Annotated in this window: 15 protein-coding genes and 1 pseudogene; 4 read left to right on the plus strand and 12 right to left on the minus strand. The window is 61.2% G+C overall.

Annotated elements, in window-relative coordinates; translation table 11 throughout:
- Positions 1–6 precede the first annotated feature (6 nt).
- Entirely contained in the window at positions 7–3,306 is a 3,300-nt protein-coding gene (locus NKK47_RS14165; protein WP_352577331.1) for an adenylate/guanylate cyclase domain-containing protein, read from the minus strand.
- A 216-nt stretch (positions 3,307–3,522) separates the two neighbouring features.
- Here NKK47_RS14165 and NKK47_RS14170 point away from each other — a divergent pair.
- Positions 3,523–3,748 (plus strand): annotated as a pseudogene (locus tag NKK47_RS14170) (tetratricopeptide repeat protein); the annotation flags it as partial.
- 97 nt (positions 3,749–3,845) lie between these two features.
- On the opposite strand, the gene NKK47_RS14175 reads toward NKK47_RS14170, so the two are convergent.
- The 3 genes from NKK47_RS14175 to NKK47_RS14185 form a co-directional block, all read right to left on the minus strand.
- Positions 3,846–5,231, minus strand: a complete 1,386-nt coding sequence (locus NKK47_RS14175; protein WP_023675973.1) for a hypothetical protein — start codon at positions 5,229–5,231, stop codon at positions 3,846–3,848.
- A 203-nt stretch (positions 5,232–5,434) separates the two neighbouring features.
- Positions 5,435–5,959: a GNAT family N-acetyltransferase gene (locus NKK47_RS14180; protein ID WP_023675972.1), complete on the minus strand. Its 525-nt coding sequence runs from the start codon at positions 5,957–5,959 to the stop codon at positions 5,435–5,437.
- Positions 5,960–6,050: 91 nt separating this feature from the next.
- Positions 6,051–6,857 carry a hypothetical protein gene (locus NKK47_RS14185; protein ID WP_352577334.1) on the minus strand — a complete coding sequence of 269 codons (807 nt, stop codon included), beginning with the start codon at positions 6,855–6,857 and terminating at the stop codon, positions 6,051–6,053.
- 204 nt (positions 6,858–7,061) lie between these two features.
- On the opposite strand from NKK47_RS14185, the gene NKK47_RS14190 reads away from it, so the two are divergent.
- Positions 7,062–8,477: an adenylate/guanylate cyclase domain-containing protein gene (locus NKK47_RS14190; RefSeq protein ID WP_023675969.1), complete on the plus strand. Its 1,416-nt coding sequence runs from the start codon at positions 7,062–7,064 to the stop codon at positions 8,475–8,477.
- 37 nt (positions 8,478–8,514) lie between these two features.
- Here NKK47_RS14190 and NKK47_RS14195 read toward each other — a convergent pair whose 3' ends face one another.
- From NKK47_RS14195 to NKK47_RS14230, 8 genes are all read right to left on the minus strand, one after another.
- On the minus strand, positions 8,515–8,994 hold the full coding sequence (locus NKK47_RS14195) for a class I SAM-dependent methyltransferase (RefSeq protein ID WP_023675968.1): 480 nt from the start codon (positions 8,992–8,994) through the stop codon (positions 8,515–8,517).
- 207 nt (positions 8,995–9,201) lie between these two features.
- Positions 9,202–10,383: an ABC transporter permease gene (locus tag NKK47_RS14200; protein ID WP_352577336.1), complete on the minus strand. Its 1,182-nt coding sequence runs from the start codon at positions 10,381–10,383 to the stop codon at positions 9,202–9,204.
- Entirely contained in the window at positions 10,380–11,378 is a 999-nt protein-coding gene (locus NKK47_RS14205; protein WP_352570080.1) for an ABC transporter permease, read from the minus strand. The genes NKK47_RS14200 and NKK47_RS14205 overlap by 4 nt, the downstream gene beginning before the upstream one ends.
- A gap of 2 nt (positions 11,379–11,380) precedes the next feature.
- Positions 11,381–13,279, minus strand: a complete 1,899-nt coding sequence (locus tag NKK47_RS14210) for an ABC transporter substrate-binding protein (protein WP_352577338.1) — start codon at positions 13,277–13,279, stop codon at positions 11,381–11,383.
- Entirely contained in the window at positions 13,276–15,171 is a 1,896-nt protein-coding gene (locus NKK47_RS14215) for an ABC transporter ATP-binding protein (protein ID WP_352577375.1), read from the minus strand. The genes NKK47_RS14210 and NKK47_RS14215 overlap by 4 nt, the downstream gene beginning before the upstream one ends.
- Positions 15,172–15,320: 149 nt before the next feature.
- A complete protein-coding gene (locus NKK47_RS14220) occupies positions 15,321–16,661 on the minus strand; it encodes an adenylate/guanylate cyclase domain-containing protein (protein WP_023675963.1) in 1,341 nt (446 codons plus the stop codon).
- Between the two features lie 45 nt (positions 16,662–16,706).
- Positions 16,707–18,050, minus strand: a complete 1,344-nt coding sequence (locus NKK47_RS14225; protein ID WP_352450255.1) for a nucleotide sugar dehydrogenase — start codon at positions 18,048–18,050, stop codon at positions 16,707–16,709.
- Between the two features lie 105 nt (positions 18,051–18,155).
- Positions 18,156–19,334 carry a DUF3095 domain-containing protein gene (locus NKK47_RS14230; RefSeq protein WP_352577340.1) on the minus strand — a complete coding sequence of 393 codons (1,179 nt, stop codon included), beginning with the start codon at positions 19,332–19,334 and terminating at the stop codon, positions 18,156–18,158.
- 74 nt (positions 19,335–19,408) lie between these two features.
- On the opposite strand from NKK47_RS14230, the gene NKK47_RS14235 reads away from it, so the two are divergent.
- Both NKK47_RS14235 and NKK47_RS14240 read left to right on the plus strand, forming a co-directional pair.
- Entirely contained in the window at positions 19,409–20,497 is a 1,089-nt protein-coding gene (locus NKK47_RS14235; RefSeq protein WP_352577341.1) for a glycosyltransferase family 4 protein, read from the plus strand.
- Positions 20,494–21,318 (plus strand): polysaccharide deacetylase family protein, encoded by an 825-nt coding sequence (locus NKK47_RS14240; protein ID WP_352577343.1) that lies wholly within the window; start codon positions 20,494–20,496, stop codon positions 21,316–21,318. Before NKK47_RS14235 ends, NKK47_RS14240 begins: the two co-directional genes overlap by 4 nt.

Consider the following 21,318-nt stretch of genomic DNA (forward strand, 5'->3'; position numbering starts at 1 on the left):
CCCCGGCTAGTCGAGAAAAGGCAGCACCACAAGCGCTTCCGGGTCGAGCCCGTGCTGGGCGCATATACCCTGCGCCAGGGAAAAGTAGCGTTCGGCCTCGGCCAGATTGTCGAGGTCGAGATTAAGCGTTGCGAGACCATCATAACACGGAAACAGCAGTTGGGGTTCGCCCGTTTCGCGAGCTACGTCCAGTGCTTCGTGGAACAACCCAACCGCCAGGTCCGGACGGCCGTTGCACTGGTGGATCTGCCCAAGCACGATCAACGGCACCGACAGGTGCTCGCGCTGGTCGAGCGCCCGGTCGATCTCGATGGCCTTCTCGGCAGCAGGCACGCCCTCCGTTGGACAGCGATCCGTGAAAGTACAACAAGCGACCGCCAGATTGGCGAGGAGGCGCGCCTGGAAACCCAAATCACCAATACGGCGCGCCACTTCAAGACCGCGCCGACAGACCTCCATCGCCTTTGCGGGATCGATGGTCGTGTAAAGCACGCCGAGATTGGTGTAGCCGCGGCAGGCCGCGCCCAGCAGACCGGCGGCTTCGGCCAATTCAATGCTACGCTCAACCTGACGCACGGCCTCACGGTTTCGCCCAAGGCGAGCCAGCGCGACAGCCTTGGTATTGAGTGCCTCGGCGGTCACAAGAGTGGCATCACACCTTACCTCGGAGACATGCTCCGTTGTCAGTGTGCCTACGCAATCCAGCGCCGCGTCTGCCCATTTTGCCGCGAGAGCGTGATCTCCGCTACGGAACGCCTGTCGGCCACGTTCTTGCCACAGATGCGCCTGCTCGATCGGGGCATCCGCTCCATCGAGGAGCGCTGCCGCCTCAGCATAGCGGGGTTCTGCCTTGTCCCGCTTGCCGACATCCCAGAGTAGCCGACCGATCTTACGCAAAACTCGCGCCGAGGCGACGCGATTGGCCGACTCGCGGTATGCCTGCAACACCGTCTCGTAGTGGTGGTGCGCGATCTCGCGGCGGCCTGCCGGGCCGCTCAAATCGGCAATGCGCTCTGCAATTGCCAGTTTGAGCGGTGTTTGCCCGATCGCGCCCAACGCAGTCAGTGCTCGCTCGTAGAAACGAAGGGCGTCGTCGTTGGCATATATCATGCGAGCGCGATCGCCTGCCGCCTGCAGGTAATGCGCGCCCTTCTCCCGCTCGGCGCTCTGTGCAAAATGATGACCGAGCACGGTCAAATCCTCGAGCCGTTCCGGCTCGTCGCCGCACAGTTGCTCCAAGGCAGCACCGATCCGCCCGTGGATTTCGGTCCGGCGTTGCAGGAGCAGATTCTGGTAGATCACGTCCTGCAGCAATGTTTGCGTAAAGCGGTAGCTTTGAGACGAGACCGACCCTGATCCGGCAACTTCCTCGATGATTTCCGCATCGCAAAGCAGTTCGCAGCCGGCTTCGAGCCGGCCGGGGTCGGCTGTCACGGTTTTCAGAAGTGTGGCATCGAAGCGCGGGCCGATTACCGCGGCCTCCTGGGCCAACCGGCGCGCCTCTTGGGGCAGCCGGTCGACGCGGGCAAGCAACATTGCCTGGATAGTGGCGGGGATGCCGGTTGCGACTTCGCCTGCCACAGTCCGCCATCGCTGGCCCTCTCGCATCAGTACACCGCGATCGATAAGGCCGCGAACGATTTCCTCTACAAAAAGGGGGTTGCCGCCCGCGCGCTCGAGGATCTGGTCGAGAAGCCCTCCCGCGGAGCTTACCCAGCTCTCGCCGAAAAGCGCTGCCAGCAGGCTGCGTCCGTCATCATTGTTGAGTGGCGGAAGCCTGAGCGCTGTGTGACTGACCCGACTTGAGTCGAGCTGGTCGTTGTCCGGCGCCGGACGATGCGTGACCAGCAACATCAACCGCGTGCGTTCCAACCTGTCCATCACGAAACGTAGTGCCTCGAGCGACACGGCGTCGGCCCAGTGCAGGTCTTCGACGACAATCAATAGCGGCGACAACGCAAGCCGCCGTTCGATGATTGTGCGGACTGCGTAGAGAATTTGCCGCCGCAGCTGCTCGGGCTCGACATGCTGCAAGGTGGCATCGGGGTCGCCAAGGCCAAGCACATGGTAGAGCAAAGGCATCAGCCGCTTCGCCTCCTCGCCCTGCAGGCCGAGATCGGCAAGCAAGCCTGCGAGCTTCCCCCGCATTTCGTCCCCATTGTCGTTTTGCATCATCCCGGCAGCGCTGCGCACCACTGCGCCCAAGGCGCCAAAAGATTGTTCACCCAGCGGTGAGCACGTGGCCTGCCGCACGGCGACGTTGCGAAAACGCTCCTCGTCGCCGACGCGGGCGACGAACTCCTTCACCAGCCGCGATTTCCCGATGCCGGCTTCTCCGACGAGGCGGACAAGTTGGGCCGAGCCGACGCACGCCTGGTCAAGGCTCGCCATCATTCTATTGAGCTCCGCACCACGACCTATTAGCGGCGCACTGAGGCCGAGCGCCTCGAGCCCGCGCGCTGCACGCGGCACCGCTAGCGGTGCGTCCAGTCGATGAACGAGCACGCTGCCAGCCTTGCCGCGAAACACGACATCACCCAGCGACTCGTAAGAGAAGGCATGCCGGGTCAGCCTGTGAGTGAGCTCGCCTACCAGCACCTCACCCGGTGCGGCCAGCGATTGCAGGCGTTGCGCCGTATTCACTGTGTCGCCGGTCACGGAATAGGATCTGGCGGTGCCGATGCCCAATCCGCCAGTAACGACCGGACCAGTGTTTATGCCGATGTGGAGTAACAGAGGCGAGCCGGAGTGGGGGGTGCTTTCGCCGAGCCGCGCCGTCCGGGCGATCATGTCGAGAGCGGCGCGAAGCGCACGTTCCGGATCGTCCTCATGCGCGACCGGCGCACCGAACAAAGCGAGCAGTGCATCGCCGATGAATTTGTCGACGAAACCACCAAAGTTTCGCACGGCCGCCGTCAATTCCTTGAACAGTTTGTTCTGCAGCGCTTGCATGACCTCGGGGTCGAGCTGCTCGCTGAGTGTCGTAAAGCCGCAAAGGTCGGCGAACAGGACCGTTACCGTCCGGCGATCGGCGTCAGAGACGGGATGCAGCCCTTCTTCGCTTTCGATGTTCGGAAGCAGCGACGGAGTTCGAGAAGGCGGCACAATGGTCCGGCTTGGTGCCGGAGCAGGCCGTTCGACGGCTTTTGCGGGCGCACCGACGCTTGCCCCACATTTCGGACAGAACTCGAAATCAGGTGCGCAGGTGTAGCCGCAACTGGCGCATGGCACGGGCTGGCGCCTGCCACACCTCGGACAGAAAGCGTAACCGCCCTCAATCTCGAAACCGCAGCCCGAGCAGTCCATCGAACAAGACCTCACTAGTGGCCGTGACGGCGTGATCTCGCCCGCACTTCACGGCCAGACTATTCACAAGGATGCACCGATAGTCGTCGACGGGCAAGCGGCAGCGAGCGATCCGTGTGGGTCCGGTGGCAGAGCGCTGCCCATTCGGGCGGCTGCGTGGCCGTCGTCTGCGAAAGTTCCCTCTTACCCTCCGTCTTCCTGCTATCATGAAGATGAGAGTCCGTTGACCTCTTGATGCAACGGGCTGACTCGCAACGCTGTCACCGACGTCTCGCGCGCTTCCGGCCCGCAGCTACGGCCATCTGGGCCGTTTCGCCGAAGCCCGCGCGGCATGGCAGGAGGTGCTTCGCGTCAATCCCGACTATTCGTTGGAATACCGTCGCAAAGTCTTGCCCTACAAGAACCGGTCGATTTCGAACACGTGGTGGATGGGCTCCGCAAGGGGCGGTGCGGTGCAATGACAGGTGAGGCCTATGCGGCCGGATCAGACGCTAGAGGCTCCCCGATAGATCGCCGTCGCTTGCGGTTGCGCACTAGTCTCAGGTCGGCTTGATCTCTGCCTGGCCGATCTTGCGCCATCTGGCGTTTTCGCGAACCAGTTTCAGGTCGTCGGTCGTCTCGGCAAATGTCCGCAATCGGTATTGCCGGAGCAGGTTTGGGAAGAGCGCCACTTCCGGCAGGCCGGCAAGCTGCTCGCGGACTGAGATCTTTTCATCGATGACCCGCATGCCCCAGGCATTTTCCCGAACCTGCAGCTCCGCGGCCAGATCGCGCTCTTCCGGCGCGTTTTCGTCCAGCACGGCCAGAAGGATCGAGTGGAAAAGCGCTACGTAGCCAATCTGTCTCAGGCCGCCCACGACCCGCACGCGCGGCAATATGGCAAGGACGAGGAACGTCAGGAACAAGTTCGGCAGCAGCACGCCTTCCAGCAGCGCCCGCCTGAGATGTGGCCGCTCGAACGGGATGGAAAGACCTTGCGGCCTGTCAGGCTCGATCAGGTGCCCGTTCTCGAGAACGAGCTTGCGCACGCGCTCCTCGCGGATTCCCCAGAAATAGTCCGTGGCATTGGGCAGGAATCTGCCAAATGGGCTCGATGCGGCCTCTTGCCAGGCATGTTCGAGACGCTGGCGTCTTGCGGGTTCAATGAGCAGCCTGGAAAGAAGGCTGCCGTCATATTCCAGATGCCGCGCCATGGCAGCCGCGGCGGCCCGATCATCGATGAAAACCGGCAGGGCCATGCCGGCACGATCCCAATTGGCGACCAAATCCTGGTTCAGGGCAGTCAGCGCATCGGCGGCGGTTTCAAACACCTTGTCCTGGCTGGCAAGCAGTGTGCCCAGCCAGCGGCTGGCATCCGTTTCGTCGCCCACCGCTTCGAGCGCGCGCTTGTTGAGGGAGACGGGACCGGCCACGCAGGCGCTTTTGCGGCACAGTTTGTGGCGCCCCATGCCAAACAGGTTGATCTTGTCGTCGCCGACGTCGAGCCATCCCGGCCCCTCCCGGCCAACTGTCTCCATGGTCATTGTCGTTCCCATGAAGCCGACGAAGGCCGACAGCCCGTTTTCGACCGCGCCGAGCCAGGCAAGCAGGAGGGCATCGAAGGTGATCCGGTCCATCAGAAGCAGGCAGTGCAGGCCGGACTGAATCACCGGTCTGTGCTCGAACTCGTCGAGGGCTTTGCCGATCTCGTCAGGCTGCATGATCCTACCGAGGCGCTGATGCAGGACTTCGCGCAGGATCGAGCGGGCAGCGATCGCCGGGCCCGATGCAGGCCTTGCCACCGGCCGCCAAAGATGGCGGGCGTAGTCGGAAACCGGTGCATTCCAGTTCTGCTCGATGTCGCGCACGACCTCCGGGCAGAGCAGCGACAGCACAGCCAGAATTTCCACCGGAGGGGTAGGGCTTGGGTCAAAGACGGCGGTCATTGGTCCCGTCTAGCCGCTTGCGGTGCAAACGCCAAGCGAGACCAGACTTGCTGGATGCGGCCGGCCCACACATAGATCGTCAACTCGATTAAGATGGCGTGAGACGAAATGGCCGTATCCTACGCAGCTCTCCATGAGCAATCACCTGTTCGCTCCGCACGAATTGTCAGACTGGCTAAACAGCTAACGCCAAACAGCGGATCTTAGAACCGCAGCCGGGCCATGCTCAGGAGGTCGTGGTACTGCCCGTCGGTAAAGCCGGCCTTCACATGCCGGCCTTCGATCTCAAAGCCGTGGCTCTTGTAGAGACGGAGGGCCGGTTCGTTGTCGGCATAGACGGTCAATTCGACCCGCTTCAGGGCGCGCCAGTTGTCGGCCACGTCAAGCAGCGCGCCAAGTATGGCAGAGCCGATACCTTTGCCGACAAAGGCATCGTCAAGGCCAACATTGATCTCGCCGATATGCGAACGGCGCGGTGAACCCTGCACGACCAGGCTGCCATGGCCGACGACCTTGCCGTCCAGCTCGGCAACGATCCAGGTGGTTTCCTGGCCGGACTTGGCAATGCGCCGCGCCACCTGCTCCACCATCTCGAAAGGCATCCTGAACGTGCCCCAGCGGAAGCCCGGCATGTTGAAGATAGCGCAAAGCGCCTCCGCATCGCTTGGCCGGACGGACCGCAGCAGCGGCTGGATTTTCTCGGAGGGTGGCGAGGTCGTGCTGGTCATGGCGTTCCCGGCGAAGGCAATCGGCCCGGTACGATGCACCGGACGCCACCTGAAAATCCAGCCGTCTCTGACCTATGATGCCGATTGCGAGCTAAAAATACCGGGAGGCGGCGTAGAGTTTGAAGACGCCGCTGATGCCTATCCAGCCGAAAAGGGCGAGCCAGCACAATGTCCCGGTCGCCGTCCAGTCGATCCGGTGCACCGCAGCGTCGGTGATGACGACGCCGAGGATGGCAAGCAGGCCAACCAGAAACTGCGCCAACCCGAGCACCAGCAGTTCCTCGCGCGGCGCGCTTCTCCAGACGAGATATATACCGCCCGCACCGGCGAGGAAGATGGCGCTGTAGACCTGAGCGTGGAAGGCATCGATCGGCCATGGCCAGATGCCACTGAATGTCAGGGGAAACAGCAACAGGCCGACGCCATAGAGCCCAAGGATCGCGGATTCCGCCGGCATGTAGCCGCTCCATGCGGGATTTAAGGTCACGCCTTTTGCAGAAGGACGGGCCCTGGCCCGCCACAGGAACAGCCCGGATACCGCGACCGAAGCAAGATAGACCAAAAACCACAGCCAGGGCGCTTTGCGCTCGAAGTTGAAATAGCCGAGATTGATGAACGAAGCCACCGACACGATGACGGTGAAGATGAAGGCCATGACGAGCACGAGCCTGCCGGGCGACCAGCGATTCCAGACCAGCAGTGCCGCCATCACGACCATTTCGGCGGTGTAGAAGCCACCGAGGAAGCGCGCATTGAACGGCGTGACGGCCCAAGGCCAGCCCGGTTTCACCAGCGCAGGCATGAAAAACAGGCCGGCGCCTACGATCAGGACGATGATGACCACCGCAGAAAAAAGGCGCAGGGCCGCGGGAAATGGCGGATTGTCGGATGTCGGCATGGGAGAAAATCCCAAAGATGAATGCTCCATGGACCATCATAGTGCTGCTTGCGGCCGGTTAAAATCCGCCGAATGGAAATTGAACGGTCACCAGGCTTATCCATTCGAATGGCCGTACGGTCCGTTTCGAAGTAAGATGGAGCACTCGGACCAAAGACCGGTCCGGTCAAAACGCCTCGGGGTGCATTTTCCGGAGCCTGCACGATGAACGAAGCTCAGGATCTGTTCTCACTTCTGCGACAATCGGCCGATGTCGATCCGCAGGCGATCGACGCGATCAAGCGAACCATCGCGGAGGGCGAGGACCGCGAACTTTGCCGCATCAATGCGCCAGCCTTCGCCAGCAAGCATGGCCTCGACGAGGAGCGCGCAATAAGCGCCTTTCTCCATGCGGCGCGGGTGGGTATCTTCGACATTTCCTGGAATGTACTGTGCCCCGGCTGTGGCGGCGTGCTCGACACCAACGCCACGCTGAAAACCCTGCAAAAGGACGAATACACCTGCGCGCTGTGCTCCGAGGGCTATTCACCGACCCTCGACGAGATGGTCGAGGTGACATTCACCGTCAGTCCCCGCGTGCGCAGGATTGCCGCCCACAATCCACACGAACTGCCGGTGGCGGAATATTTCCGCCAAATCTACTGGGCGTCCGGCGTCGATCTGCCGGAAGAGGATTTCGCGAAAAAGCTAGAAGCGTTCTCGCTGGAGGATATCGAGCTTGCGCCCGGTGAAAAGGCGGTTCTGCCCATACAGCTTCCGTCCGAATTCATCATCGTCTTCGAGCCGGTCACCCATTCAGCGCAGTTCATCGACGGGAAGGGCGAACCAACAAAGGAGCGCCGGAGCCTCTCTTTGGCCTTCGACCGCGACCATGTCCAGAACCAGACGCTGGAGATGCAACCCGGCCCGTTGCGCATTTCGCTGGAAAACCGGACCGACACCCGCGTGCTGCCGACGGTCTTCATCGCCGGCCAGGCATTGCATGATTTCCTGGGAAAACGCCGGCCCTTCCTGACCGCCAAGCGCCTGCTCACCAACCAGACGTTCCGCGATCTCTATCGCACGGATACACTCGACATCAACCAGCGCCTGAAGATCACCAGCCTGACGTTCCTGTTCACCGACCTGCGCGGATCGACCGAGCTTTACGAGCGGGTGGGCGACCTTTCAGCCTTCGATCTCGTGCGCGAGCATTTCCAGGTTCTGCACGAGATCGTCACGGCGGAGGCAGGCGCGGTGGTGAAGACGATCGGTGATGCGGTGATGGCGACCTTCGCGACGCCTGATCGTGCGATTGCTGCAGCCCTCAGGATGCGCGATGCCATGCGTACGCTCAACGACAAGAGCGGGCGCGAGGATCTGCTGCTCAAGATCGGAGTCCATGCCGGCCCCTGCATCGCCGTGTCTATGAATGAGCGACAGGACTATTTCGGCCAGACGGTCAACATTGCTTCGCGGGTCCAGAACCTTGCCAACGCACAGGCGATCTTCGCCACTCGAGCGGTGGTCGACGACAATCTCACCGCCGATCTCTTACACAGGAACGCGCTGACGCCCGTGCCCCACGAGGTCTCGCTGCGCGGCATTGGCCGGGAGATAGCAGTATACACGATCCCCTGAAGGCTTGGCCCCTGAAGATTTGGCTCGTCCCGGCCCCTCACACGCGCCTACAGATAAAATAACGATCGGCGGGAACCGAAGGTGGCGGCGGGAGGCGTTGCAACTGCGGGTGATCTAGCGGCGTGCCGCTGACCGCGATGCCGCCGACGCGAAGCAGGCGCGCGGTCAGATCGGGAAGCCAGGTAGAGGTCACTGCATCGCAATCTTCATAGCCGGTGCCGATGTCGGCATGAACAAGAGCGGCGTCGATGCCAATGAACCTGCTCGCCGTCTCGCGTATTTCGCCGAGCACGAGGTTTTCAGCTTCGGGAATTGAGCTGGCGTGTGCGGCAAGTGCGCGGTCGAACGCTACGATCCGGCGTCCGGGCAGGCGCTCGCGCAGATGGTGGAACGTCCGGCCATTGCCGAGGCCGAGCTCGAGCACAGGCCCCTCCATCTTCGCCACCTCGGCGCAGACATGATCAAGTATGTCGCGCTGTGCGGTCATCCTCCGGATGAAACTGTCAAGGCGACTCATGTGCGATTGTATGTCCAGAACCAGTTCACGAAATCAACTGCCCCCGACCAGAGCGTTTCGCGGCTGAAACCCGAGGCCGACGTATTAAACCCCGATCGAGTCTTGCCGCGTGTAGAGGCGGACGATGAACACTGCAACAAGCGAACAGTTGCCGACAAGGATCATACGGGTGGAGTCGGCGGCACTGCGCGCGGCGGAATAGCGCTGTCACTTGTACGGGTCCGCGGCGTCCCGCAACCCGTCGCCGAGGAAGTTGAACGCCAAGATGACGAGAACGACGGGGAGCATCGGCAAAAGCAGCCATGGATAGAACGCGATCACGCTGACGCTGCGCGCCTCGGTGAGCAGGATGCCCCAGCTGGTTATCGGTGCCCTCAGGCCGAGCCCGAGGAAGCTCAGCGCCGTCTCGCCCAGGATCATGCCGGGTATGGAGATCGTCGCCGTCGCGATCAGATGCGACATGAAGCCGGGAATGAGATGCCGCCCGATGATGCGGCTGCTTCTGGCGCCCATCAATTGCGCGGCCAGAACGTAATCCTCCTCGCGCAAGGCTAGAAGCTTTGAACGCACGGCCCGCGCCAGTCCGGTCCAGTCGAGCAGCCCGAGGATGACGGTGATGCCGAAATAGATCAGGATCGGACTCCAGGTTATCGGCATGATCGCCGCCAGAGCCAGCCATAGCGGAATGCTGGGGATCGATTGCAGAACTTCGATTATCCGTTGGACGATCAGGTCGAAGATACCGCCGTGATAGCCGGCCAGTCCGCCGATGACAATGCCGAGCAGGAAGCTGAAACTGATGCCGACGAGGCCGATTGTCAGTGAAATGCGTGCGCCATAGATGATGCGCGAGAGCACATCGCGCCCCAGCCTGTCGGTGCCGGCCAGAAAGAGCTGGCCGTTTTCGGCGGGGCAGACAAAATGCCTGTCACCTTCGATAAGGCCCCAGAACCGGTAACTGTCGCCCTTGCAGAAGAAACGGATCCGCTGAACATCATCCTGTTTCTCGACGTAGTTCCGCTTGAGCGTGTCCATATCCAGCGTCATCTGGCGGCCATAGACGAACGGCCCGACGAACTGGCCGTTGTGGAACAGGTGCACCCGCTGCGGCGGCGAATAGATGTAGTCCATGTTGCGCGTGTGCAGATCGTAGGGCGCCAGGAACTCGCAGATCAGTATCCCGCAATAAAGCGCTGCCAGGAATATGCCGGATACAAGGGCAAGCCTGTGCCGACGGAATTTCCACCACATCAGCCGCAGCTGCGACGCCTGAAAGACCTTCGACTGCTCCGGCGTCATCGCCTCGACCGACTGCAGGTCAAAGGGCGCGATGGAAACGTAGTGTTGCAGTGGGGCGCCCGGAGCGGGCAGCGGCGATTGCGTGTTCATTTGGTGCTGCCGCCTTGCAAACGAATTCGCGGATCAAGTAGCGCCAGCGCCAGGTCGGAAATCAGGACGCCGATGACCGTCAGGAAGGCGAGGAACATCAGGAACGACCCTGCCAGATACATGTCCTGGCTTTGCAGCGCCTTGATCAGCATCGGCCCGGTCGTCTCCAAAGACAGCACGATTGCCGTGATTTCGGCGCCGGAGATGATGGCCGGCAGGATAGAGCCGATATCTGAAATGAAGAAATTGAGCGCCATGCGCAGCGGATATTTGACCAGCGCCCTGAAGGGATGAAGGCCTTTGGCGCGCGCGGTCACGACATATTGCTTATGTAGCTCATCGAGCAGATTGGCGCGCAGTCGCCGGATCATGCTTGCCGTGCCCCCGGTGCCGATGATCAAGACCGGAATCCAGAGATGGGCGAGGATCGACTTCGCCTTGGCCCAGCTCATCGGCTCGCCGAGATATTGCTGGTCCATGAGATGGCCGATAGACGTGCCGAACCAGATGTTGGCGAAATACATCAGGATCAGCGCCAGCATGAAGTTCGGAATCGCAAGGCCGAGAAGGCCGAAGAAAGTCAGGCCGTAGTCGCCCCAGCTGTATTGATGCGTGGCGGAGTACATGCCGATCGGAAAGGCGATGAGCCAGGTAAAGATGATCGTGACGAAGGAAACCAGCACCGTCAGCCACATTCGGTCCCCGACGACGTCGCGAACCGGCAGCTCATATTCGAAGGAATAGCCGAAATCGCCGTGCAGCATCCCGCCGACCCAGTAGAAGTAGCGAATGACCGGTGGCTTGTCGAAACCATATTCCTTGCGCATCATCTCGATGCGATCGGAATCCACCGCTTCGCCCTGAGCCCGAAGCTCGGCAACATAGCTGTCGAAATAGTCGCCTGGGGGAAGTTCGATGATCGTGAACACCAGTGCCGATATGACCAGCAGCGTTGGAACCATCACGGCGATGCGCCAGACAAAATATCGAAGCACGCTCAGGACTCTCCAAGCCAGAATGTATCCGGCATATAGACACCGAAATAGGCGGTCGGGTCGTAGCCGTAGAGCGCCTTGTCAGGCAGATTGCGCAGCCGCGAGGATGCCAGAACCGGCTGATGCGTTCCGTTTACCGTGCCGATCGAAAACACCTGATCGGTATAGATCGACAGCATTGAATTCCAGATCTCGGCGCGCTCCGTGGCTTCGGTCGATGCGTTCCAGCGCTTGAGTAAAGCCATCAACTCGACCACGGGCGGAAGATCGGGCGCTTCGCCGACCTTGCCACGGGACAAGTAGTGAGCACCCCAGAGCGGCCATTGCAGCTGGTCATCGACGGTTGGGGCCAGTTGGTAGGGGTTCATGTCGGCGGTCGGCACGCCATTGTCGATGCCCGACCACATCGACATCATGATCTGGCCACCAAGCGCGCGGCTGCGGAAGATGTCGCGCTGCGAAGTCCGGATGAACAGAGCGATGCCGATCTTGCGCCAGTGATCGGTGATGAGCTCGAGCGCGTCGGTTTCCAGCGTGCTTTCGCCGGCCGTTTCCACTACGAGCTGCGCCGAGCGTCCGTCGGGAAGTATCCGCAGGCCGTCATCGTCACGCGCCCGAAGCCCGACCTCGTCGAGCAGGGCATTGGCCTGGTCGGGATCATGGGCGACCCAGGCTTTCGCGAATTCCGGCCGGTAGAGCGGGCTCTCCGGCAGGACCGTATCGGCACTTTCCTGCGCCAATCCGTAGAACACAGCCAAATTGATCTCGCGCCTGTCCACAGCGAGCGAAAGTGCGCGGCGCACGCGCACGTCACGAAAAAGGCCACGCCACACCTGGTCGGCACAATTCAGATTGGGCAGCAGCGCCAGCCGCGAACCTTGTGTGCGTTTCCAGAGATGCATCTTCACCGGGTAGCGCTTCTCCGCATCCTTCAGGAAGGAGTAATCGGTGAAGTCAATTCCCATGCCTTGCAGGTCGCTCTCGCCCGCACCGGTCTTGGCGGAAATGATCGCCGACGAGCTGACATTCATGACAATCCGGTCGACATAGGGCAGTTGCCGGCCATTCTCGTCTATTCGATGAAAGAACGGGTTCCGCTCGAAGACGAACTGCTCAGCCGGCGGCTTGGTCCGGTTCTGCCAGGGATCGAGCGTCGGCAGTTCCGGGTTCTCCGGGCGATACTGGCGCGACATGCGGATATGCAAGAGCGTCCATTTCTGGGCCCGGTTCTCCTTCATTAGGCCGGCGAGCCGGAATGGATCCTGGTATTTCTTGTGGAACTGCTTGAGATAGGCGGCCGGCAGAACAAGCGATAGGGGCGAAGCAGCGGCGAGCTTGGGCAGGAAGTCGGGATTGGGCGCATCCCAACTATAGCGGACCGTCAACGGATCGACGATCTCGAAGCGTGGCGGCTTGCCGTCCGCCAGCAGGGCCGGGGCAAGCCCGCCTTGCGAAAGCTCATCGTTCAGCCAGACATCTTCCCAGCAATAGCGAAAATCCTCCGACGTCAGCAGGCTACCGTCAGACCATTTATGTCCTTCTCGTATCTTGAAAGTGAAGACACGATCATCCGCTACATCGAAACTTTCGAGAATGTCGGCTTGCAGGTTAAGCTTTTCGTCATAGCCGACCAGGCGAGCGTACCCGTAGATCGTCATCATCCGGATATCTTTCTGGCTGCCGATGATCGTGCGCAGCGTGCCGCCATATTGGCCGGGCTGCCGGCCCATCGCAGCGAGATTCAACGCGCGCGGGCGCTTGGGCAGGCGTTCGGCGAGTGCCGGCAGCGCTCTGGCCTTCAGCTGCGGCTCAAGAAATTCCGGCTCCAGATCGCCGGCGCGCAACGTGCCCGGCAGAAATGCCGAAGCCATGAGTCCAAGGACGGTGCGCCGGCTGATCAATGGCGTAGCTCGCTGACATCGGCCGAACTTCGGGCCAGCACGAGGTGGCCGCCGCCAAGATCGAGCGGCGACAGCATGTCCTCGTCGCCCTCGTCGCGGAATTGCGGTCCCCATGCGCTGGTGTCGGAAGCGCCGCTGAGTTTCAGCGTCTTGAAATCCATCGGCCTGTCGAGATCGGGGAAAGGTACTGCGGCGACCAGTGAGCGCGTGTAGGGGTGGACCGGTTTCCTAAGCAGAATTTCGCGCGGCGCGAGCTCGACGATACGCCCGCCGCACATCACCGCGATGCGGTCTGCCATGTAGTCCACCACCGCCAGGTTGTGGGATATGAACAGGTAGGTCAGGCCCAGTTCCTTCTGCAGGTCCTTCAGAAGGTTCAGGATCTGCGCCTGGACAGAGACATCGAGTGCCGAAACCGGCTCGTCGCAGATCAGGAGTTCAGGCCCCAGCGCCAACGCGCGCGCGATGCCGATACGCTGACGCTGCCCGCCGGAGAAACTATGCGGATAACGCTTTATGAAGCGCGGGTCGAGCCCGATTGCCTGCATCAGGCTCTTGACCGTGGCGAGTCGGGACGCGGCATTGCCACGTCGATGGATTTCCAGCGGCTCGCTCAAAATGTTCTCCACCGTCATGCGGGGTGAAAGCGACGAAACCGGATCCTGGAAGACCATCTGGATTTTCGCGCGCAGCATGCGCAGGGCGTCTCCCTCGGCTTCCAAGACGTCGATCGGACCATCGCGGCCATTGAAGATCACAGAGCCGCCGCTAGGGGTGACAGCCCGCATGAGGATCTTGCTGACGGTGGTTTTGCCGGAGCCGCTTTCGCCGACAAGACCCAGGCACTCACCCCGCCTGATATCAAAGCTCACGCCGTCCACGGCGCGAACAGAGGTTTGATGATCTCCGCCGAACCATCCGGACTTGCGGATCGTGAAGGTCTTTGTCAGATCCCTGACCGACAGCAGGATGTCGTCCGGCCCCTTCGATGCCGGCGCCGTCTGCTTGCCGAGCAGGTTCCCGACATTCACCGGCACCTCGCGGAGCGCCTTTAGCCTTTCGCCGGGCTTCAGGTCGAAATGCGGAACGGCTGCCATCAGGCCCTTCAGGTAAGGGTGGCCCGGCCGGCGGAATATCGCCTCCACAGGTCCCGCTTCCATGATCTCGCCATGGTACATGACCACCACCTCGTCGGCGACGTTGGCGACTACGCCAAGATCGTGCGTGATCAGCAGCATCGCCATATTCAGCTTCGTCTGAAGCTCGCGCAGCAATTGCAGGATTTGCGCCTGGATGGTGACGTCCAACGCCGTCGTCGGCTCGTCGGCGATCAACAGCGCGGGCCGGCAGATAAGCGCCATGGCGATCATGGCGCGTTGACGCAATCCTCCCGAAAGTTCAAAGGGATACATGTCATAGGCGCGCTTGGGGTTGGGAAAGCCGACAAGTCCGAGCATTTCCTCGGTCCGCGCCTTGCGCTCCACCCAAGCCATGGGCGTATGAATCTGCAGGGATTCGCTCACCTGATTGCCGATCGTATGCAGCGGCGACAGTGATGTCATCGGCTCCTGAAATATTTTGCCGATGCGGCTGCCTCTCAACGCCCGGATTTCGGGTCCGTCACGCGGCATCTGCAGGATATCCTGCGTCGTGCCGGGCTTTTCAGGATCGGAAAACAGGATACGGCCGCGAACATGGGCTGTGTTCGGCAAAATGCCCATCACTGCCTGGCTGAGAACCGATTTTCCGGAACCGGACTCGCCCACAAGCGCGGTAACCTTGCCGGGCAGGACGCGAAGATTTGCACGCCTGACGGCATGCAACGGTCCCCCTATAATGGCAAAAGAGATGCCAACATCCTCGATCCGCAGCAGATCAACGCCCAAATTCATTCTCATACCAGCCCCCACTCTGGCAGGTCCAGAAGGCGAGACTATCGCATTGCCAGCCTAGAGCAACTTGGATTCGAACAGTCGCCAGTTCCCTGGCGGAACCGGCGACCGGACTGCATACCAAACGCGTTCGGATCAGATCGTGGCGGTTACTGGAGCTTCCTCGGGTCGCCCGCGGACGGCCGCGCGGCATTGCGATGAAGCAGCATGACCTGCTCGGCGTCCGATATTCGGTCGTAAATCGGCTCCAGCGCACCGTCTTCGTCGAGCGAGAGAGCACCCGACAAATCGGGTGAAAGCACCGTTAGCTTCTGCCTGATGCCCGCCAGTTCCTCCATGCCGAGCGCCAGCCAGTTGTTGGCGCCGCAATAGCCGGCGAAGTCTTTGCTGGCGAGAACGCTGTGCGGATATTTCTTGGTCAGGGTCTGGAGGCGCTGGACCTCGTTTACAGCCGAGCCGAAAACAGAGAATGTGAGCCGGTCGGTAAGCCCGACATTGCCGAACATCACATTGCCGACATGCAGGCCGATACCATAGTTTATGTCGCTCAATCCCTGCTGCTTTCTGCGCAGATTGAGATCCATCATGCGCGCGGTGGCCTTGTGCGCTGCTGCAAGAGCAGCCTGGCAGGCGATCTCGGACTGTGAACGGTGCCTTGCGCAAGGGTAGACGGCAATGAAGCCATCACCTATGAAACTCATGATCTGCCCGCCCTTGCGATTGAAAGGTGCAGCAGCGGCGTCGAAAAACTGGTTCAGCGTATCGATATAGACTTCGCGGCCGGAGGTTTCGGCAAGTCTTGACGACCCGCGCATGTCGCCCATGACCAGTGCCGCCCGGATTGTATCACCCTCGCCGCGCTTGATCTGGCCGTCGAGCACGCGCCTGCCGGCGTCGCCGCCGAGATAAGTGGTCATCATGTTGTCGGCAAGCTTGGTGAGCACCGCCATCTTGGTTGCGATAGCGAGATGGTTCTGGATGCGCAGCAGCGCCGAAATCATGCTGTCGCTGAAGCCTGCAGCACTGTCGGTGGACCAAGACCCGATCATGCCCTGACTGGTGTTGCCGCTGAAGGGATGGACGAAAGCCATGTAATCGGTGACGCCCATCAGCTTGAGGTCATCGAAAACAGGAAATTCCGACGGCACCGACGGGTCGAGCCGGCGCCGCAGATGGTCGAGCTTGTGGCTGAGCAGATGGTAGTATGGGCTGGTCAGGAATCTGTCGGAATGAACGCCGTTCTCCTTGCGGAAGCCTTCCACTTCCAGGCCCTGGCCGCGGAGCCAGGTGAAGCCGAGCGCGTCATAAAGCGGATGAAGCATCGAAAAGCTCAAATGCACCCGCTTCAACGGCAGGCCGGCAGCAGCCAGCCGTTCACAAAAGCCCCTTACCAATGTTTCCAGGTCGTCGCCCGCCAACGCCGATTGGGTCAGCCAATCGGCAACCTTATCCATGAGAATGGCAGAAATTTCTGCTTGCGCTGTGCTCATGCTATCTCGAAATCTCCTTGCACAAATTCGCCGGCTCGGACGCCGTCAGGCCTTCACCACCGTCTCTCGGGCTAGCCCGAGGCGGCCAAAAATATTGCGTGTGTCGACGATCAGTAGAGCGTGATCCGCGATCGCCTGATAGTCGATCGCGTCGTGGTCGGTTGCAACGACGACAGCGTCGAAATCCTTCAAGGCCACCTCGGTCAATTCGACCGAGCGACGCCCCTTGATCGCCATATGCTCCCGTGTGGCCGGGATTTCGGTAACATGCGGATCGTGGAATTCCGCCTTGCCGCCCCATTCCTCGATGAGTTCAATGAGCCGCAATGAGGGGCTTTCGCGGATGTCGGGCACATTCTTCTTATAGGCGAGCCCGATGATGAGAATGCGCGAGCGGCTGAGCGCCTTGCCGCAGCGCCGGTCCAGCGCCTTCGCCAATTCATCGACCACATGACGCGGCATGGCCGTGTTGATCTCTGCCGCCAGCTCGATGAAGCGGGTCGGCAGTTCGTATTCGCGAGCCTTCCACGTCAGGTAGAAGGGATCGATCGGAACGCAGTGCCCGCCAAGTCCAGGGCCAGGATAGAAAGGCATGTAGCCGAAGGGCTTGGTCTTTGCCGCCTCGATCACCTCCCAGATGTCGATTCCCATCGCACCGAGCACGATCTTCAACTCGTTGACGAGGGCTATGTTGACCGAGCGGAAGATGTTTTCCGTCAGCTTGACCGCCTCGGCGGTCGCCGTGGTGGAAACCGGAACGACGGTCTTGACCACGCCATGGTAGAAAGCCTGCACGAGCGTCGCCGCTTCAATGCCGTCACCTGCCACGACCTTGGGGATCGTCGCGACTTCAAAGCTGCGGTTGCCGGGATCCTCGCGTTCGGGCGAGAAGCCGAGGAAGAAGTCTATCCTCGACTGCAAGCCGATTTTTTCCAGGATGGGCTTGATCACGTCGTCGGTGGTGCCGGGATAGGTGGTCGATTCCAGCACGATCAGCTGGCCGAGACGCAGATGCTTCGCGATGGTGCCTGCGGTGTTCCTGACAAAGGAGAGATCCGGCTCGCGGTGTTTCGTCAGTGGTGTCGGAACGCAGATGATGATGACATCGCAGACGGCCAGTTCGGCAAAATCCGCAGTGGCGCGGAACCGTCCGCTCGCCACCTGGCCGGCAAGGGCTGTCGACGTCACCGCCTCGATGTAGGATTGTCCGTTGTTCAGGCTCTCGACCTTTTGGGCTTCGATGTCGAAGCCGCAAACAGGGAAGCCGGCGCGTGCGATCGCAACCGCCAGGGGCAACCCGACATAGCCCAGTCCGATCACGCCGACTTGCGCGGCACGCGTCGAAATCCGGTTCAGAAGACGGTCATATGTCGATCGTGAGGCGTCCAAAAATCTGCTTCCCGTCAATTCGGACAGGCCGTCCGCTTCCATGGTGAGGCTCACCGCTCACAAGAGCCCCGAGGCATATTGCGGAAAATCGATGTCCGCAAGCCGTCAGACCGGCACCTTCGCCTTAAGGCTTGTGGCAGCCATCGCATAGCCGCCGGCGGCGCCATCGATGAAATGAACGTGATCGCGCTGCAGCGGCGATGCGACGAGGCATGTCATCAAGGCCGATTTCTGGCGGTGCAGGCCATAGTTGCAGATGCCCGCCTCTTCCGCCTGTTTCAGCCGGTTCTCGATCCGTTGCAACACATCCGCGTCAACGTCGATGGTCATCTTTAAGCCATCGTCGAACTTCCGGAAATCCGAATTGCTGGCCACTTCGCGTTTATAGATCTTCGGATCGAATCTGCCGATCGTCCAGCCATATCTATCCGTAACAGCCGTAAGCGTCATCAGGAACACTATCCACAGCTTCGACAGCCACCGCCGTCCTGCCGGCGCCGTGGCCCGCGCCTCGATATCGAGGCCGGCGGGCAGCAAACTGTAGTCCGGCCCGTTCACCGGCACCGGGTGGCCATCGCGTTCCTGCCTGCTGGCAAGGGCGATGATGTCGGAAACCAGAAACTGAAAACCGCGCAAGTCGCGCGACGCCCCCGGTATGGCGATGATCGAGACGATTTCGCCATGCCGGGCTTCGATCGGGTTCCAGCGGCACGAGAGGCCGGTCAGGTCCGGCCGCGCGCCGGCCGGCGCAGGATCGATGCGGTAGCGCCCCGCTTTCATCTCGGCTTCCGCCCAACTGCCGCCACCTCCGGCGAACATGGCATAGAAGACCGCATCGGAGGCCTGGAACCTCGCCACGCGAACGTCGAGGCCTTGCGCTCTTATATCCTTTATCGGCACGATTGCGGCACGCAAGGTCAGATCCAGTTCGTCCGCCACCCATCTCTGGACAGCCGCCAGCGCGTTGCGGGTGATCTCCAGCGCCGAGCCGGGAAACGCCACGAGCGCGCCGTCGCCGCCGAAGACAAAGGGAAGATCTTGCCTACCCAGCGCATTGAGCAGCGCCGAAATGACGCTGGCACCGGCCATATTGACGGTTTTATAGCGCCCCGCCTCGATCGCCTTGGTCGAGCCGACGATGTCTGCGGTGGCCAGCGCCCAGCCATCGGGGAGAGGCCGATAGTTATCGATATCGGCAACGCTTTCAAACTTTGCGAAGACCGGCAGAGAAGCAACAAACGGATCGGACGCGGCAGCTGTTTCCATGAGCATCAGATAGCACATTCCAGTGCTTGAGGGTGAAGTCGATCATGCTTCGAAATTGACTTGCGCAGGCTTTCCGATGATAGGGTCCGGGGATGCGAATTGCCTTCTATGCGCCGCTGAAGTCGCCCAATCATCCCGTTGCCTCCGGCGACCGCCAGATGGCACGGATGCTGGTCAAGGCGCTGGAGCATGGAGGACATAGCGTCGAACTGGCATCCGAATTGCGCTTCTATCTACGCGAACCGGATTCGAAAAGTTTCGATGCGCTCAAGATCGAGGCCCGGGAGGAAGCCGCGCGGCTGGCAAGGCTTTGGGATCGTGACGGCAAGCCCGATCTGTGGTTCACCTATCATCCCTATTACAAGGCGCCCGACCTGATCGGGCCCGAACTGGCGTTGGCCTTTGGTGTCCCCTATGTGACAACGGAAGCCTCCTATTCGAGGCGGCGCAACACCGGTTTGTGGGCCGATACGCAAGCGTTGGTGGCGCGAGCCGTCGAACAGGCGGCGCTGAACATCTGCTTCACGCAAAGGGATCGTCAGGGACTGGCAGATGCGGTACCCGACGCCGCTTTCGGCATGCTTTCGCCCTTCATCGACACATCGCTATTCCGGGAAACGCCGGCACGAGGTTGTCCGACGCGCCTCGTTACCGTCGCCATGATGCGCCCGGGCGACAAACTCGAAAGCTATCGCATGCTGGCGCAGGCGCTCGGTTCGATCGGTCACCTGCCCTGGACCATGTCGGTCGTCGGGGACGGACCTGCCCGCGAGGAGATCAAAGCGCAATTCGCCGGCTTGCCCGCCGAGCGTATCGAATGGCTTGGCGCGATTGAGCCAGCCGCCGTGCCGGATGTCCTCTACAGTGGGGGAATTTACGTCTGGCCGGGTTTCGGCGAGGCCTATGGCGTTGCCTATCTTGAAGCACAGGCCGCCGGCCTTCCGGTTGTGGCTCAGGACGTCGCCGGCGTGCCGGAGGTCGTCCGGAATGGCCAGGCCGGGTTTCTCACCCCGCCGGACGATGTGGCGGCGTTCGCTTCTGCCATTGAAAGGCTTCTGGCCCGTAACGACGAAAGATCCATCATGGCCGCAGAAGCCAGACGTTTCATCCTCGAAGAACGTTCTCTCGGTGCTGCAGCGGCGCGTCTGGCCGAACTTCTTGCGAAGATCCCGGTCTCATGACATCCGATCAAATCTGGCAACCCTTGGTGGAGGAACTGGCGAGCCGGCAACGGGCGGACCGTAAGGCAGAGTTCTGGCTGCGCGACGATGACGCCGTGGATCCGACGCCTGCGCTTGATCGGTTGCTCGACCTCACCGGTGAATTCGCGGTTCCGGTGACTCTGGCCGTCATTCCCGCCCTGACTGACGAGAAGCTTGTCGTTCGGCTTGACGAGGCGCCGCATGCCACGGTCGCCATCCATGGCTGGGCGCACCGAAATCATGCGCCCGAGGGCCAGAAGAAGCAGGAGCTCGGCGCGCATCGGCCACGCGAGGCGGTGCTCGATGATCTGGCTCGCGGGCTGGCGCACATAACCGGCCTGCACGGCGCACGTGCCGTTCCGATGCTGGTGCCACCCTGGAACAGGATCGACGCCGGCTTGGTATCCGACCTTGGATCGATAGGGTTTTCGGCATTGTCGGTCTATGGGCCGCCAAGGCCGGCTTCACTTGCGGTCATCAACAGCAATGTCGACATCATGGATTGGCATGGCACGCGCGGCTGCCGCGATCATGGCCTATTGGTTCAGGCTATCATTGCGCAATTGCAGCATGCATTCGATGGGGGCGAACCGGTGGGCCTGCTCACCCACCATCTCGTACATGATGAATCGGCCTGGCTCTTCCTCGAACGGCTGTTCACAGTCACCGCACAGACTGAAGCCTGCGCATGGCTTCCGATCAGGACATTGATCGGGCGCAGCGCCGGTAGAACAATTCCAGGAAGGTATGAACGGTTTCCGTCCGGAATTGCGTCAAAACAAAGAGATAGAGGAAAATAG

This window comes from Mesorhizobium sp. M0019 (assembly GCF_040323975.1).
In the GTDB taxonomy this organism is placed as follows: Bacteria; Pseudomonadota; Alphaproteobacteria; order Rhizobiales; family Rhizobiaceae; genus Mesorhizobium.